General features: G+C 69.3%; 13 protein-coding genes and 1 pseudogene. 6 read left to right on the plus strand and 8 right to left on the minus strand.

The window, feature by feature from the left end:
* Positions 1-1,013, minus strand: a 1,013-nt coding sequence (locus JWP83_RS16615; RefSeq protein ID WP_297731940.1) for a PE family protein, incomplete at its 3' end; no start/stop codon positions are given.
* A gap of 273 nt (positions 1,014-1,286) precedes the next feature.
* Here JWP83_RS16615 and JWP83_RS16620 point away from each other — a divergent pair.
* Together JWP83_RS16620 and JWP83_RS16625 are read left to right on the plus strand one after the other, a co-directional pair.
* A complete protein-coding gene (locus JWP83_RS16620; protein WP_297731975.1) occupies positions 1,287-4,364 on the plus strand; it encodes a type I polyketide synthase in 3,078 nt (1,025 codons plus the stop codon).
* A 139-nt stretch (positions 4,365-4,503) separates the two neighbouring features.
* Positions 4,504-5,565, plus strand: a complete 1,062-nt coding sequence (locus JWP83_RS16625) for a type III polyketide synthase (protein WP_297731943.1) — start codon at positions 4,504-4,506, stop codon at positions 5,563-5,565.
* Here the strand turns inward: JWP83_RS16625 and JWP83_RS16630 are convergent.
* The 4 genes and pseudogenes from JWP83_RS16630 to JWP83_RS16645 all read right to left on the minus strand — a co-directional run bounded on the left by JWP83_RS16630 (position 5,548) and on the right by JWP83_RS16645 (position 9,154).
* Positions 5,548-6,831, minus strand: coding sequence for a cytochrome P450 (locus tag JWP83_RS16630; RefSeq protein ID WP_297731946.1), 1,284 nt, complete (start codon positions 6,829-6,831; stop codon positions 5,548-5,550). The genes JWP83_RS16625 and JWP83_RS16630 overlap by 18 nt on opposite strands.
* 46 nt (positions 6,832-6,877) lie before the next feature.
* On the minus strand, positions 6,878-8,659 hold the full coding sequence (locus JWP83_RS16635) for an ABC-F family ATP-binding cassette domain-containing protein (RefSeq protein ID WP_297731949.1): 1,782 nt from the start codon (positions 8,657-8,659) through the stop codon (positions 6,878-6,880).
* A gap of 10 nt (positions 8,660-8,669) precedes the next feature.
* Positions 8,670-8,819, minus strand: a complete 150-nt coding sequence (locus tag JWP83_RS16640; protein WP_297731953.1) for a hypothetical protein — start codon at positions 8,817-8,819, stop codon at positions 8,670-8,672.
* Between the two features lie 6 nt (positions 8,820-8,825).
* Positions 8,826-9,154 (minus strand): annotated as a pseudogene (locus JWP83_RS16645) (enolase C-terminal domain-like protein).
* Between the two features lie 172 nt (positions 9,155-9,326).
* On the opposite strand from JWP83_RS16645, the gene JWP83_RS16650 reads away from it, so the two are divergent.
* The 3 genes from JWP83_RS16650 (at position 9,327) to JWP83_RS16660 (ending at position 13,022) form a co-directional block, all read left to right on the plus strand.
* Positions 9,327-9,674 (plus strand): hypothetical protein, encoded by a 348-nt coding sequence (locus JWP83_RS16650; RefSeq protein WP_297731955.1) that lies wholly within the window; start codon positions 9,327-9,329, stop codon positions 9,672-9,674.
* A 151-nt stretch (positions 9,675-9,825) separates the two neighbouring features.
* Positions 9,826-12,807: an acyl-CoA synthetase gene (locus tag JWP83_RS16655; protein ID WP_297731958.1), complete on the plus strand. Its 2,982-nt coding sequence runs from the start codon at positions 9,826-9,828 to the stop codon at positions 12,805-12,807.
* Positions 12,807-13,022 (plus strand): Trm112 family protein, encoded by a 216-nt coding sequence (locus JWP83_RS16660; protein ID WP_297731960.1) that lies wholly within the window; start codon positions 12,807-12,809, stop codon positions 13,020-13,022. The genes JWP83_RS16655 and JWP83_RS16660 overlap by 1 nt, the downstream gene beginning before the upstream one ends.
* On the opposite strand, the gene JWP83_RS16665 is transcribed toward JWP83_RS16660, so the two are convergent.
* From JWP83_RS16665 to JWP83_RS16675, 3 genes are read right to left on the minus strand one after another with little or no spacing between them, the layout of a single operon-like run.
* Complete coding sequence (locus tag JWP83_RS16665) at positions 12,988-13,611, minus strand: TetR family transcriptional regulator (protein WP_297731963.1); 624 nt, start codon at positions 13,609-13,611, stop codon at positions 12,988-12,990. The genes JWP83_RS16660 and JWP83_RS16665 overlap by 35 nt on opposite strands.
* Before the next feature lie 55 nt (positions 13,612-13,666).
* Positions 13,667-14,485: an ABC transporter permease gene (locus JWP83_RS16670; RefSeq protein ID WP_297731966.1), complete on the minus strand. Its 819-nt coding sequence runs from the start codon at positions 14,483-14,485 to the stop codon at positions 13,667-13,669.
* Positions 14,419-15,192, minus strand: a complete 774-nt coding sequence (locus tag JWP83_RS16675) for an ABC transporter ATP-binding protein (RefSeq protein ID WP_297731969.1) — start codon at positions 15,190-15,192, stop codon at positions 14,419-14,421. The genes JWP83_RS16670 and JWP83_RS16675 overlap by 67 nt, the downstream gene beginning before the upstream one ends.
* A 96-nt stretch (positions 15,193-15,288) precedes the next feature.
* Between JWP83_RS16675 and JWP83_RS16680 the strand changes: the two genes are divergently transcribed.
* On the plus strand, positions 15,289-15,574 hold a 286-nt coding region (locus tag JWP83_RS16680; RefSeq protein ID WP_297731973.1), incomplete at its 3' end, for a DNA-3-methyladenine glycosylase.

Raw genomic sequence — 15,574 nt, forward strand, 5'->3', positions numbered from 1 at the left:
GCGCCATTTCCGCCGGTCCCGCCGACACCGCCCGGCCCCGCGACGCCGATCAGCCCATCGTTGCCGCCAGCGCCGCCGGCCCCCCCGGTGCCGCCGCTGCCGCCGGTCAGGCCGGCGGCAGCAGTCCCACCCGTCCCGCCGGCGCCGCCCGCACCGCCGAAGCCGATCAGTCCCTCACTGCCGCCCGGCCCGCCGGCCCCGCCGGTGCCGGCGCTGCCGTTGAGTAGGGCACCGGAGCCACCGGCGCCGCCGAGCCCACCCGTCCCGCCGGGGCCGCCGTAGCCGAACAGCCCCTCGTTGCCGCCGGCCCCGGCCGCGCCTCCGTTGCCTCCGTTGCCGCCGACCATGCCGGTGGCCCCGGCCCCGCCAAACCCCCCGTAGCCACCGACACCGCCATGGCCGAAGATGATCCCGCCGGTCCCGCCGGAACCGCCCCCGCCGCCGATCTGACCCGTCGCGCCTGCGCCGCCGGAGCCGCCGACGCCACCGCTGCCAAACAGGCCGGCGGCCCCGCCGGGACCCCCCGGGCCGGCCGCGGTGGTGGCGGTGCCGGGCACGCCGGACCCGCCGCTGCCGCCGTTGCCCCATAAGATCCCGCCCGGGCCGCCGGCCTGCCCGGTCCCCGGTGCCCCATTGGTTCCGTTGCCGATCAGCGGGCGCCCGACGAGATACTCGGTGGGCGCGTTGATGACGGCCAGGACGTCGTCCTCGAGGGTCTGCAGCGGCGACGAGTTGGCCGCCTCAGCGGCCGAGTAAACGCCGCCGGCGCCGCTCAATGCCTGTACGAATTCGGCATGAAACGCCGCCGCTTGCGCGGTGGCGGCCTGAAATTCTTTGGCGTGCGTGCCGAACAGCTGCGCGATCCCCGTCGAAACCTCGTCCTGGGCCGCGGCCACCACTGTCGTGGTCGGGGCCGCGGCCGTGGCGTTGGCGGCCACAAGCGTCGAGCCGATTGCGTCCAGATCAGCCGCTGCGGTCGACACCGCATCCGGGGATATGACTACAAATGACACGGCACTCGTCCTTGCGACGGAATCTCGGGCTTCTGGGGCGGAGCCCTGGCGTTAAGGCGGGTGAAAATGCTGTTTTTCCGCATGTTATGGCGAGATGGCGCGCTGTTTGTGGGTTTGGCCGTTTACCTGCCCGTAACTTCGCGTTAGCGGTGCTGAAGTTGCTGCTGGTGCTGTTGTGGCGAAATTGCGGACCCCGGCAACTACATTTGCGGCAGCCCACCCGCACAGCGTCAGAAACAAGACGTGCTAGACCTCAGTGATATGGAGGACGGCGTGCGCTCGGCAGACATAGCGATCATCGGGCTGGCGTGCAGATTCCCCGCCGCCGCCAGCCCGACCGAGTTCTGGCGCCTCATTCGCGACGGACAGGAAGCCAGGGAGCTGCCCGGCGATGTCGCCGGATTCGACGCGGACTTTTTCAACCTCTCGCCGCGCGAGGCCTGCGCGATGGATCCCCGGCAGCGGCTGGCCCTCGAGCTGACGTGGGAACTACTCGAAGACGCGTTCCTCGTGGCCCAAACGCTTCAGGGAAAACAGGTCGCCGTGTACCTCGGAGCGATGAGCGACGACTACGCCGTATTGACGCTTCAGGACGCTCCCGAAGACATCGACCACCATTCCTTCGCCGGCATCAGCCGGGCGATGATCGCCAACAGGATCTCGTATGCCCTGGGCCTGCATGGGCCCAGTTTGACGGTCGACTCCGGCCAATCGTCGTCGCTGGTGGCGGTGCACCTCGCGTGCGAAAGCCTCCGTGCGGGCCAGTCAGCACTCGCCATTGCCGGCGGGGTTCACCTGAACCTTGCACCCGAAACCGCACTGCTGGAACGGGAGTTCGGTGCGGTGTCGGCGTCCGGGCACACCTATGCGTTTGACGCGCGCGCCGACGGTTACGTGCCAAGCGAAGGCGGCGGCCTCGTCCTGCTCAAGCCGTTAGCGGCCGCCCTCGACGACGGGGACCGCATCCGCGCGATCATTCGCGGCAGCGCCGTCGGTAACGCCGGGCGCAGCGCCGCCGGGCAGACCGTTCCCTCCGTCTCCGCAGAGGCCGACGTCATCCGGCGCGCCCTGTCGAGCGCGGAGCTGGATGCCGGCCAGCTGCAGTACGTCGAGGCCCATGGCACCGGCACGCAAATCGGCGACCCGGTGGAGGCGAGGGCGCTAGGGGAGGTGTTCGCCGGGAGCGGGCGTCGACACCATCCGGTGAGCCTGGGATCGGTAAAGACCAACATCGGGCATACCGGAGCCGCCGCGGGCATTGCGGGTTTGCTGAAGACGGTGCTGGCAATCGAAAACGCGGTCATTCCGCCCAGCCTCAACTATGCCGAGCCCAGCCCCGAAATCGATCTGGAAGGCCTCGGTCTGCGCATCCCCACCACGCCGATCCCCTGGCCCGGGGATGGGCCTCGCCGGGCTGGGGTGTCGTCGTTCGGGATGGGCGGAACGAACGCGCACCTGATCGTTCAGGCGCCTCCCGAGCAACGCAAAAGCATGGCAGCCGAACCGGAGAACGCGCCCGCCGTGTGGGCGCTCTCGGGCCGCTCGCAACGCGCGCTGGCAAACCAGGCCGCGCGGCTGCTGGCGCACCTGGCCGACGATGCGGCGCCGCGCGTTCACGACGTGGGCTGGTCGTTGGCGACGACGCGGTCGGCGTTCGAGCACCGGGCGGCGCTGGTGAGCGCCGGCCGCAACACCCTGATGGCCGGGCTGGCGGCGTTGGCTACCGGGGAGCCGCACCCCAACCTCATGCTGGGGCGGGCACGCCCGGCGAGAAAGACGGTGTTCGTGTTTCCCGGCCAGGGCGCGCAGTGGCTGGGCATGGGCGCCCAGCTCTACGATGAATTCCCGGTGTTTACAACGGCTTTCGATGAGGCCGCCGATGCCCTCGATGCGCACCTGCGCCTGCCACTGCGCGACGTGATGTGGGGGAGTGACGCAAACCTCTTGGGCAACACCGAGTTTGCTCAGCCGGCGCTCCTTGCCATCGAGGTGGCGTTGACGGCATTGCTGCGGCACTGGGGCGTCGTCCCGGATGTGGTGATGGGTCACTCGGTGGGCGAGATCACCGCAGCCTATGTGGCGGGGGTGTTGTCGTTGACCGATGCCGCCAAAGTGGTCGCCGTGCGCGGCCGGCTGATGGGCGCGCTGCCGGCCGGTGGGGTGATGGTCGCGGTGGCCGCTGCCGAGGCCGAGGTGGCGTCGTTGCTGACCGACGGGGTGGCGATTGCGGCGGTCAATGGGCCCAGTGCGGTGGTGATCTCGGGCGCCGAGGCGCCCGTCGCCGCCATCGCTGAGGGTCTGGCGCACCGCGGAACGCGGGTGCATCGGTTGGCGGTCTCCCACGCTTTTCACTCACCGCTCATCGAGCCCATGCTCGAAGACTTCTTCGCCGCGGTGGCCGACATATCGCCACGCGAGCCGCGGATTGGTTTGGTGTCCAACGTATCTGGTCGGCCGGCCGGGCCCGGGTATGGGTCGGCGCGCTATTGGGCGGAGCATGCGCGCCGTCCGGTGCGTTTCCTCGACGGCATACACGCCGCCGAGCGGCTGGGGGCCGGGGCATTCGTGGAAGTCGGCCCCGGCGGTGGCCTCAGCGTCGCGGTGGAGCAGTCGCTGACCACTCAGCGGCCGGCGACGGTGGTCGCCATGGCCAAAGACCGCCCGGAGGCGGAGTCGCTGCTCACGGCGGCCGGCCGCCTGTTCACCGTAGGCGCGGCGGTCAATTGGGACGCCGTCCTACCGCGCGGCCAACGCATCCCTCTACCGACGTATGCCTTTGACCGCCAAGGGTATTGGCTGCAAACTGGCCCGGACACCCCGGCCCCCGCGGTGGTCGAGCCACACGAATTGGCCGAACGTATGCGGCAATTGGCGCCCGACGACCAGCGCCGCCAGCTGGTGCAACTGGTGTCCAAGCACGCGGCGGCCGTGTTGGGGCATTCGGACAACCACGCGATCGATGTCGAGCGCGCGTTTGCCGACCTCGGCTTTGACTCGTTGACCGGCGTCGAACTCCGCAACCGCCTGAAAACCGATACCGGCTTGGCGTTGTCGCGCACCCTCGTTTTTGACTATCCCAACCCCACGGCCTTGGCCGATCATCTACGTCACCAACTGCTGCGGGGCGATCGCGAGGATTCCGATGACGAAAAAGTCTGGTCTTCGCTCAAAAAGATTCCCATTCAGGAACTGCGAAGAACCGGGTTGCTCGACAAACTGCTATTGCTCGCCGGAAGCGCGGAAAGGTCGCCAACGAAGCCCACGATCAGCGACGACGCCATCGACTCGCTGAGCCCCGAGGCGCTCATTGCGATGGCGCTCAAACCGGACGAGGGCGACGTCGTAGAATGACGAAATCCGCGTTGACATACGCGATTACGGGCCCGTCACCAGACATGTGTTGAATAAAGCCAACTTTGCGCGGCTTCGCGCAACCACTTAAACTTCCCAGGATCGGGAGAAACCTCGGGTCGCCTGAAAAAGGTAGGGCATGAGCGTTATCGCAGGTGTGTTCGGTGCGTTGCCGCCGCATCGGTATAGCCAGAGCGAGATCACCGACCAATTCGTCGAGTTTCCCGCGCTCAAGGAACACGAGGAAATCGTTCGGCGTTTGCACGCCTCGGCGAAGGTGAACAGCCGCCATTTCGTCCTGCCGTTGGAGCGCTACCCAACCCTGACCGACTTCGGCGACGCCAACAAGATCTTCATCGACGCCGCCGTAGACCTGGGCTGTGAGGCGCTGCTGGGCGCGCTCGACGAGGCCGGCCTGGAGCCGCAAGACATCGACATGATCGCCACCACGACCGTCACCGGCGTGGCGGTGCCGCCGCTGGACGCCCGCATCGCCGGACGGCTCGGCTTGCGACCGGACGTGCGCCGGATGCCGCTGTTCGGCCTGGGTTGTGTGGCCGGCGCGGCGGGCGTGGCCCGGGTGCACGACTACCTGCGCGGCGCGCCCGACGGCGTCGCGGTCCTGATCTCCGTCGAGCTTTGCTCGCTCACCTACCCGGCGGTCAAGCCGACGGTGTCGGGACTGGTCGGCAGCGCGCTGTTCGGCGACGGGGCGGCCGCCGTGGTGGCCGTCGGCGAACGTCGCGCCGAGCAGCTCAAACCCAGCGGGCCCGACATCCTCGACTCACGCAGCCGCCTGTACCCGGAATCGCTGCACATCATGGGCTGGAACGTCAGCTCGGCGGGGCTCCAGCTGGTGATGTCCCCGGAGCTGACGACGTTGATCGACCGCTACCTGGCCGACGACGTCAACGGCTTCCTCGCCACCCACGGGCTCACCAGGGACGACATCGGCGCCTGGGTGAGCCACCCCGGCGGCCCGAAAGTCATCGACGCGATCACCAGGGCCCTCGAGCTCGGCCCCGACGCGCTGGAGCTGACCTGGCGCTCGCTGGGCGAAATCGCCAACCTCTCGTCGGCCTCGGTGCTGCACATCTTGCGCGACACCATCGCGAAGCCGCCGCCGAGCGGCAGCCCCGGGCTGATGCTCGCGATGGGTCCCGGATTCTGCTCGGAACTGGTGCTACTTCGCTGGCACTGAGTCGACGACGTCGACGGCCAGTCCCGGCCGTGGGGACAGCGCGGCCAGGTGGTGCGCGCGGATCCGCTGCGCGGGCAGCCGCAGCGTGGTCCTGGCGACCAGCCGGGCGAGCATGACGGTCATCTCGGTGGTGGCCATGACCGCCCCGATGCACCGGTGCAGGCCCCCACTGAACGGAATGAATTCGTGTGGCGCGGGCTTGCGGTAGCCCGGTGAGCCGGGATCCCAGCGCGCCGGGCGGAATTCCGTTGGCTGGGGCCATAGCTCGGCCAGGCGGTGCGTGACGTACGGGCTGAAGATCAGCAACCGGCCCGCCGGGACGCGGCGCCCGTCGAACGTGAGGTCACGCATCACCTTGCGGGCGGAAATGACGCCCGGCGGGCAGAGCCGCAGCGTCTCGTGCACGACGCCGTTGAGGTAGGTCAGCGCGTCCAGGTCGCCCGCGGCTGGCGGCCGGTCGCCGAGCACGCGGTGCACTTCGGCGGCGGCGGTGTCCCACGCGCCTGGCAGGGACAGCAGCGTGTGAATCGCCCACGCCATCGCACCGCTGGTCGCCTCGTAGCCGGCGGTGATCAGCGAAATCACCGCATCCCGAATCTCGTTGTCGCTCAACGCGTAACCCTCGTCGCCACGACCGTTTATCAGCATGGTCAGCAGGTGGTCGTCGGGCGTGGGCTCCGCGCGGGCGCGGGCGATCTGGGCGTCGACCAGCTCGTCGATGCGTTTGCGGGCGGCCATCGCCCGTCGCCAGCCCGGCGCCCGGACCCGTCGCTGCAACGCCACCACCTGGGGGAGCTGGTGGGTGAGGTCCAGCAAGGGCTGAAGTTGCTCGCCGAGGAACTCGGAGTGGACGGCCATGCGCTGGCCGAACAGGCTTTCGGCGGTGCTGCGCCGGACCGCGGAGCGGCACTGCTGGTAGATGTCCAGCCGCTGCCCGGGCCGCCATCTGTCGATGACGGCGTCGATGCCGGCGACCATGGTCTGCACGTAGTCCTGGATCTGTCGGTGGCGCAGCCCGGGCGCCACGATGCTGCGCCGGCGGCGGTGGTCGTCGCCGTCGCTGACGATCAGCGCGGTGGGCCCGTCGACCAGGGCCAGGTTCTGGAACGTCTCCCGCCAGCTGAATGCGTCGGCGTTGGCAAACACGAACTTGTTTGCATCGGGGCCCAGCAGGTAGGTGTAGCCACGCCGCCCGGCGCCGGAATTGATCACCGGGCCCCGCCACCGATACAGCGCCAGCAACGCCTCGCCGGGCGGATAGCGCACCGGCCGATACCTTCCCAAGCCTGCTGAGCCCGAATTCACGATTCGATTATTCGAGCAGCTCGGATAGCTCCAGCCAGCGGCTCTCCGTTGCGGCGACCTCGTCTTCCAGGCCGCGCAACTCGCCCGTCAGCCGCGCCAAGCCGACGTGATCGGATTGGTCGTGATCGGCCAGTTCGTGGTGCTTGGCCGCGATCCGGTCGGCCAGCCGCGCGAGCTGACGGTCGAGCGCGGCCAGCCCCTTCTCGGCGGTGCGGCGCTGCGCCCCGGACATCCCCGAAAGATCGGCCGGCGCGGCCTCGGCGGCCGCCGCAACCGGCCGACGCGCCGAAAGCCGCAGGTACTCGTCGATGCCGCCGGGCAGGTGCCGCAACCGGCCGTCAAGGATCGCGCACTGCTGATCGGTGACCCGCTCGAGCAGGTAGCGGTCGTGCGACACGACGATCAGGGTGCCCGCCCAGGAGTCGAGCAGGTCCTCCACGGCGGTGAGCATGTCGGTGTCGACGTCGTTGGTGGGCTCGTCGAGCAGCAACACGTTCGGTTCGGACAACAGCGTGAGCATCAGCTGCAGCCGCCGTCGCTGGCCGCCGGACAGATCGCCGACGCGCGCGGACAGCTGGCCACGGCCGAACCCCAGCCGCTCCAACAGCTGGGCCGGGGTGACCTCCCGGTCGTCGACCTGGTAGCCGCCGCGCAGCCCGCCCAGCACGTCGGCGATCCGGTCGCCGGCGAGCGCGTCCAGGTCCTCGCCCCGCTGGCCGAGCATGGCCAGCCGCACCGTCTTGCCGCGCTTGACGCGTCCGCTGTCCGGCGCCAGGGTGCCGGCGATCAATCCCAGCAGCGTCGACTTCCCGGCGCCGTTGGCCCCGACGATGCCGGTGCGTTCGCCGGGCGCGATCCGCCATTCGACGTCGCGCAGCACCGGCCGCCCCGTACAAGGCGGGTACGACACCGACACGTCGAGCAGGTCGACGACTACTTTGCCGAGCCGCGCGGTCGCCAGCTTGGCCAGCTCGACGGGGTCGCGCAGCGGCGGCACGTCGGCGATCAGCTGGTTGGCGGCGTCGATGCGGAACTTGGGCTTCGAGCTCCGCGCCGGGGGTCCGCGGCGCAGCCAGGCCAGCTCCTTGCGCATCAGGTTCTGCCGCTTGGCCTCGGCGGCGGCGCCCACCCGGTCGCGCTCGACGCGCTGCAGCACGTAGGCCGCGTACCCGCCCTCGAACGGCTCGACGATCCCGTCGTGCACCTCCCATGTCGCGGTGGCGACCTCGTCGAGGAACCAGCGGTCGTGGGTCACCAGCAGCAGCCCGCCGGTGTTGCGCGCCCAGCGCTGCCGCAGATGCTCGGCCAGCCAGGTGATGCCCTCGATGTCGAGGTGGTTGGTGGGCTCGTCGAGGGCGATCACGTCCCATTCGCCGATCAGCAGCCCGGCCAGCTGCACCCGCCGGCGCTGCCCGCCGCTGAGGGTGGAAATCGTTGCGTCCCAGGCGATGTCGGATACCAGCCCGCTGACCACGTCGCGCACCCGCGCGTCGCCGGCCCACTGATGTGCGGGCTGGTCGCCGACCAGCGTCCAGCCCACCGTGCGGTCCGCGTCCAGGGTGTCGGCCTGGCTCAGCGCGCTGACCCGCAGCCCGCTGCGGCGGGTGACCCGGCCGGCGTCGGGCCGCAGCTGGCCGGTCAGCAGGCCCAGCAGGCTGGACTTGCCGTCGCCGTTTCGCCCGACGATGCCGATCCGCGCGCCGTCGTTGACCCCCAGCGTGACCGACTCGAACACCACCTGAGTCGGATATTGCAGACGTATGCCCTCGGCTCCCAGTAGGTGCGCCACCGGGCAATTATTAGAGAGTCGGCAGTGCGTGGTCGATGTGGGTTCGCGTGTCGGGCGACGCCTTGCTGGCGACGGCTTTCAGGAAGAACCGGAACCTGCCGATCCGCTGCGGCTCGCCCAGGCCGGGGACCAGGCCCGAGCCCGTGCTCGTCGACCACATCGGACATCAGCTCACCCGGTACTGCTCGGCCTCGCGGTGTTTGAACTCGAGCCCCGCCCGGGCCGGTGCTGATCCGGGCGCAACGCCCCGCCGTCGGGGGGCAGGGCGCCGTCGAACAACATGTGCTCGATGCGGTGGTGGTCGTGGAAGTACTCCAGGTGCCGCAGGTTGGGGATCGCGGCGGCGACGTGGGCGTGCAGGTTGGGGGCGCAGTGGCCCAAAGAACTGGTAAGCGCCCAGCTGCGGATTTCAACCGAGGCGGCCCGACGACACGCGCCGATGCGTCGCGACCTTTGCGCGTCGGAAAAGTACCCGGTTTCAGCGTGGTTAACCATCGGATTTCGGCGGCGCCGGTGCCGGCGTCGCCCCGCCTAACGGCCTTGGGGCGCAAGGCAAGTCGCCGCTCGCCGGTCGGCGCCCATGGTTCGTCGACATGACAAGTGTGGTCGAGGGCCGTTTCGGCAGCACCAACCCTGTCAATTCTCCGAACGAGAAAGGGGCTGGATGATGGGCGGCGCAGATAACGGACTCTGGGCTGATCCGTACCTCCAGGTGTGGGGCGCCGAAGAAGCGTTCTACGCCGGGCAAAGAGCCGAACGGGCGCGGGGGAAGGCGAGGTCCGCGCAACGATCCGCGGCCAACAGCCTGGACACTTCCGCGGACAGCCACGACCGGACCGCGAAGTCGTACGACGAAGTGGCCGAGCACAGCGTTCTCTCCAAGGACGAATACCGGCAACACGCCGCTCGCCACCGGAAATTCGCGCAGGAGGATCGCCGGATGGCCGAGCGGCTGCGCCGAATGGCGGAAAGCGACGGGGCGGGTACCCTCGACGAACCCGGGCACCGGCGCTGAGGTCGGAGCGCGTTCGCCGACCGCGTGAATCCGCGGGCGGAGTAACCACCCCGGGCACCCATCGACCCGGCCGGCAAACAGCTTGACCAAAACCGCCGAGGGCGCTGATGTGCCATGATGGCGCGGAGCTGTCAAGAGTCAGGGAGCAGCGGTGGATCTCAATTTTTCGATGGTCACGCGTCCGGTCGAGCGCCTGGTCGCCACGGCACAGAACGGGTTAGAGGTCTTGCGGCTGGGGGGCCTGGAAACCGGCACCGTGCCGTCGCCGTCCCAGATCGTCGAGAGCGTCGCGATGTACAAGCTGCGACGGTATTTCCCGCCGGACAGCCGGCCCGGGCAGCCGCCGGTCGGCCCGCCCGTGCTGATGGTCCACCCGATGATGATGTCGGCGGACATGTGGGACGTCACGAGGGAAGACGGCGCGGTGGGGATCCTGCACGCCGGCGGGCTGGATCCCTGGGTCATCGACTTCGGCTCACCGGACAAGGTCGAGGGCGGCATGCGCCGCAACCTTGCCGACCACATCGTCGCGCTCAGCCAGGCCATCGACACGATGAAGGGCACGACCGGCAGCGACGTGCATCTGGTCGGATACTCGCAGGGCGGCATGTTCTGCTATCAGGCCGCGGCATACCGCCGTTCGAAGAACATCGCCAGCATCGTGGCATTCGGTTCCCCCGTGGACACCCTGGCCGCCCTGCCCATGGGCATCCCGGCAAACTTCGCCGCGTCGGCCGCCAACTTCATGGCCGATCACGTGTTCAGCCGGCTCGACATACCAAGCTGGTTGGCGCGCGCCGGTTTTCAGATGATGGACCCGCTCAAGACCGCCAAGGCCCGAGTGGACTTCGTGCGTCAGCTGCACGATCGTGAGGCGCTGCTGCCGCGCGAACAACAGCGCCGGTTCCTCGAGCGCGAAGGCTGGATCGCGTGGTCGGGCCCGGCGATCTCCGAGCTGCTCAAGCAGTTCATCGCGCACAACCGCATGATGACCGGCGGCTTCGCCGTCAACGGCCAGATGGTCACCCTCACCGACATCACCTGCCCGGTGCTGGCCTTCGTCGGCGAGGTGGACGACATCGGGCAGCCGGCCTCGGTGCGCGGCATCCGCCGGGCCGCGCCGAACGCCGAGGTCTACGAATGCCTCGTCCGCACAGGGCATTTTGGTCTGGTCGTCGGATCCAAGGCGGCACGGGAGAGCTGGCCCACCGTCGCCGAATGGGTGCGCTGGCTGTCGACCGGCGGGGACAAGCCGAGCGGCATCGACCTGATGGCCGATCAGCCGATCGAGCACACCGACAGCGGTGTCGCGTTGAGTTCCCGGATCGCGCACGGCCTCGGGGAGGTCTCCGAGGCGGCGCTGGGGGCGGTGCGCGGCGCGGCCGGCACGGTCGTGGCGGCCAACAAGTCGATGCGCACCCTGGCCGTCGAGACCGTCCGCACGCTGCCGCGGCTGGTGCGGCTGGGACAGCTCAACGACCACACCCGCATCTCGCTGGGCCGCATCATCGACGAGCAGGCGCACGACGCCCCGCAGGGCGAGTTCCTGTTGTTCGACGGCCGCGTGCACACCTACGAGGCCGTCAACCGCCGCATCAACAACGTCGTCCGCGGCCTGATCGAGGTTGGGGTGCGGCAGGGCGACCGCGTCGGCGTCTTGATGGAGACACGCCCCAGCGCGCTGGTCGCCATCGCCGCGCTGTCGAGGCTGGGCGCCGTCGCCGTGGTGATGCGGCCCGACGCCGACCTGGCCGCCTCGGTCCGGCTCGGGGGAGTCAGCGAGATCCTGACCGACCCCACCAACCTCGACGCGGCCCGCCAGCTGCCGGTGCAGGTGCTGGTGCTCGGCGGCGGTGAGTCGCGCGACCTGCACCTGCCCGAGGACGCCTCCGAGCAGGCCCAAGTCATCGACATGGAGAAGATCGACCCGGACGCCGTGCAGCTGCCCGCGTGGTACCGGCCCAATCCGGGGCTGGCCCGCGACCTGGCGTTCATCGCGTTCAGCGCGGCAGGCGGCGAACTGGTCGCCAGGCAGATCACCAACTACCGGTGGGCGGTGTCGGCCTTCGGGACCGCCTCGACGGCCGCCCTGGACCGCCGCGACACCGTGTACTGCCTGACCCCGCTGCACCATGAGTCCGCGTTGCTGGTCAGCCTGGGCGGCGCGGTCGTCGGCGGCACCCGCATCGCGCTGTCCCGCGGCATTAATCCGGACCGGTTCGTCCAGGAGGTACGGCAGTACGGCGTCACGGTGGTGTCCTACACCTGGGCCATGCTGCGCGACGTGGTCGACGATCCCGCCTTCGTGCTGCACGGCAACCACCCGGTGCGCCTGTTCATCGGCTCGGGCATGCCGACCGGGCTGTGGCAGCGGGTGCTCGACGCGTTCGCGCCCGCGCGCGTCGTCGAATTCTTCGCCACCACCGACGGGCAGGCGGTGCTGGCCAACGTGTCCGGCCACAAGATGGGCAGCAAGGGCCGCCCGCTGCCCGGCGTGGGGCGGGTCGAGCTCGGCGCCTACGACGCCGAGCATGATCTGATCCTCGAGGACGAACGCGGCTTCGTGCAGGTCGCCGCGCCCCACCAGGTCGGGGTCCTGCTGGCCCAGTCCAACGGGCCGATCGACCCGAGCGCCTCGGTCAAACGCGGGGTGTTCGCCCCCGCCGACACCTGGATATCCACCGAGTACCTGTTCTACCGCGACGGCGACGGCGATTACTGGCTGGCGGGCCGGCGCGGCTCGGTGGTCCACACCGCGCGGGGGCTGGTGTTCGCCGAGCCGGTCACCGACGCGCTGAGCTGTATCAACGGCGTCGACCTCGCAGTGACCTACAACGTTCCGGTGGGTGACCGGCAGGTGGCGGTATCGGCGGTGACGTTGCTGCCGGGGGCCACCATCACCGCGGCCGACCTGACCGAGGCCGTCGCCGAGATGCCCATCGGCGTGGGGCCCGACATCGTGCAGGTGTGCCCTGAGCTGGCGCTCAGCGCCACCTACCGGCCCACCGTCAGCGCCTTGCGCGCGGCGGGGATCCCCAAGCCGGGACGCCAGACGTGGTACTTCGACACGGACAGCGACGAGTTCCGCCGGCTCACCCCGGGGGAGCGGTCGAAGCTGAGCGGCGCGCAGTGATGCTCGACGATTCCCTGCTGAGAATCCTGGTGTGCCCGGCCGACCGGGGCCCGCTGCTATTGATAGATGATCAGCTGCTCTACAACCCGCGGCTGCGGCGGGCCTACCGCATTGAGGACGGCATCCCGGTGCTGCTGATCGACGAGGCCCGCGACGTCGACGACGACGAGCACGAACGGCTCATGGCGCTAGCAGGTCCGGCAGCTCCCCGGTGAGGTAGCGCTGCAGGTTCGGCGCGATGGTCCGAGCGATTTGATCGGCCGGCAGCGACGCGAACGGCTCCAATTGCAGGATGTAGCGCGCCATCACCACGCCCACCAGTTGCGACGCGACGAACTGGATCCGGATGGCGCCGCTGCCCGGCGGATCGTCGACGCGTGGACCCACTTCGACCGCGATCACGTCTTGGATGAACGAACGGAACAGGTTGGCTTCTGAGCCGGCCAGGATCGAGCGTAGCGCGGCGATGAACGCCACACCGACCTCGGAGTCCCACAGCGGCAACAACATTGACAGCAGGGTGTAGCCGAGTTCCTCGACGGGCACCTCGCGCAACCGGCCGATGACCTCCATCGGGTCGATCGGGATGTGCACGGCCGCGGCGAAGAGCTTTTCCTTGGTGCCGAAGTAGTGATGCACCAACGCCGAGTCGACGCCCGCCGCCGCGGCCACCGCCCGTATCGACGTGTTGCGGATCCCGTTGCGCGCGAAGAGCTCTCGGGCGCCGGCCAGGATCCGGTCCCGGGTGTCCGAGCTGCCCGCCGGCCGCCCGGGCCGCCTGCGCCCGGTGTTGGTGGCCGTCACTAGGACCCTCCGTGGCGACCCGCCGCGCCCGGCTGCGCCGCGCTTGCGATCGCCACTACGGTGTCCGCCGCCGCAGCGTCGCCGCCGCTAGGCACAGCGCCGCGATCGCGAAACCCAGCACGACGACGATGTCGCGTACCGCGGTGTAGGTCAGCTCGGTATGCGCGCCCACCTGCTGCAGGGCCTCCAGCGCGTAGCTGGCCGGCAGCACGTTGCTGATCCACTGCAGCCAGTGCGCCATCAACGCCCGGGGCACGATGATGCCGGCCAGCAGCAGCTGAGGGACCATCACCAGCGGGATGAATTGCACGGCCTGAAACTCGGTGCGCGCGAAGGCACTACACAGCAGGCCCAGCCCGACACCCAGGATGGCGTTGACGATGGCGATCACGAATACCCATACCGGGCTGCCCGCCGTATCGAAGCCCAGCAGCCAAAACGACACGAAGCAGGCGAGAATCGCTTGCGCCGCAGCCGCGATCGAGAATGCGGTGCCGTAGGCCATGAGCAGGTCGAACCGGCGCAGCGGCGTGGTCAGGATGCGCTCCAGCGTCCCGGAGGCCCGCTCGCGCTGCATGGTTATCGAGGTGATGATGAACATCACGAAAAGCGGGAAAAGGCCCAGCAGAATCAGGCAGGCGTTGTTGAACGGCGTAGGCGTGCCCGGGGGGTGCGGCGCGTTCTCGAACATGAAGTACATCAGCGTGATCACCAGGATCGGCACGACCAGGATCAGCGCGACGCTGCGGTGATCGGCGGCCAGCTGGCGAAGGATCCGCGTCGTGGTTGCCGCGTACGGCTTGAGCGTTACCCGGCTTGGCGCTCCGTGCTGCGTTTGATGATGGACAGAAATGCGTCCTCCAGTGACGTGCATCCGGTGTCCTCTCGTAGTTTGGTCGGGGTGGTGTGCGCGACGAGGTGGCCTTCGCGCATCAGCAACAGGTCGCCGCAGCGGTCGGCCTCGTCCATCACGTGGCTGGAGACGAGCAGCGTGGTGCCGCGCCGGGCGAGGTCGTTGAACTGCTCCCACAGATTGACCCGCAGCACGGGGTCCAGCCCCACGGTCGGCTCGTCGAGCACGAGCAGCTCGGGCTGGCTGACCAGGGCGCACGCCAGCGACGCACGGGTGCGCTGACCGCCGGACAGGTTGCCGCAGAGGGCGGTGCGGTGGTCGGTCAACCCGACCCGGTCGATGGCGGCGTCGGCGGCGCCGGTGTCGAAGCCGTACAGCGCGGCGAAGTAGCGGACGTTGTCGACGATCCGCAGATCGTTGTAGATCGCGGGGTCCTGGGGCATGTAGCCGACCCGGTGACGCAGCGCCGGGCTTCCCGCCGGCTGGCCCAGCACCGTCACGGCGCCCTTGGAAGGACCGGTGACGATCTGGGTGCCGACGATGCAGCGCATCAGCGTGGTCTTGCCGCAGCCGGACGGACCGAGGATGCCGGTGATGGTGCCCTGTGCTATCTGCACGGAAAAGTCATGCAGCACAGTGCGTTTGAATCGGACCACGCGTAGATGCTCGATGCTGACGGCCGGGGCGCGGCCCTTCGCCAATAATTCATCGCTCGATGAACTCATCATGTGATGAATAATTCGCCCTTGTACCGGCGGTTGTCAAGGGGGAGTTCGTCGCCGAGCGTGAAATTCACGACGCGACACGCCCGATAGGTTCGGTGGGTGGTTGCAGGCCAGCTGTCGGTGGACCCGGTCGCGGCCGCGCATCGACTGCTCGGCGCCACCCTCACCGGACGCGGCGTGCGAGCCATCGTCGTCGAGGTCGAGGCCTACGGCGGGGTTCCCGACGGTCCCTGGCCGGACGCCGCGGCCCACTCGTACCGCGGCCTGTCCGGCCGCAACGCCGTGATGTTCGGGCCCCCGGGCCGGCTCTACACCTACCGCAGCCACGGGATCCACGTCTGCGCCAACGTCTCGTGCGGGCCCGACGACACGGCCGCGGCCGTCC

It is taken from the genome of Mycobacterium sp. (assembly GCF_025965855.1).
In the GTDB taxonomy this organism is placed as follows: Bacteria; Actinomycetota; Actinomycetes; order Mycobacteriales; family Mycobacteriaceae; genus Mycobacterium.

Excerpts from the sequence above, each read along its gene's own strand:
- JWP83_RS16660 (WP_297731960.1), top strand. The coding sequence starts at position 12,807 with ATGCTCGACGATTCCCTGCTGAGAATCCTGGTGTGCCCGGCCGACCGG.
- JWP83_RS16670 (WP_297731966.1), bottom strand. The coding sequence starts at position 14,485 with ATGCACGTCACTGGAGGACGCATTTCTGTCCATCATCAAACGCAGCAC.
- JWP83_RS16640 (WP_297731953.1), bottom strand. The coding sequence starts at position 8,819 with ATGTGGTCGACGAGCACGGGCTCGGGCCTGGTCCCCGGCCTGGGCGAG.
- JWP83_RS16675 (WP_297731969.1), bottom strand. The coding sequence starts at position 15,192 with ATGATGAGTTCATCGAGCGATGAATTATTGGCGAAGGGCCGCGCCCCG.
- JWP83_RS16650 (WP_297731955.1), top strand. The coding sequence starts at position 9,327 with ATGGGCGGCGCAGATAACGGACTCTGGGCTGATCCGTACCTCCAGGTG.
- JWP83_RS16625 (WP_297731943.1), top strand. The coding sequence starts at position 4,504 with ATGAGCGTTATCGCAGGTGTGTTCGGTGCGTTGCCGCCGCATCGGTAT.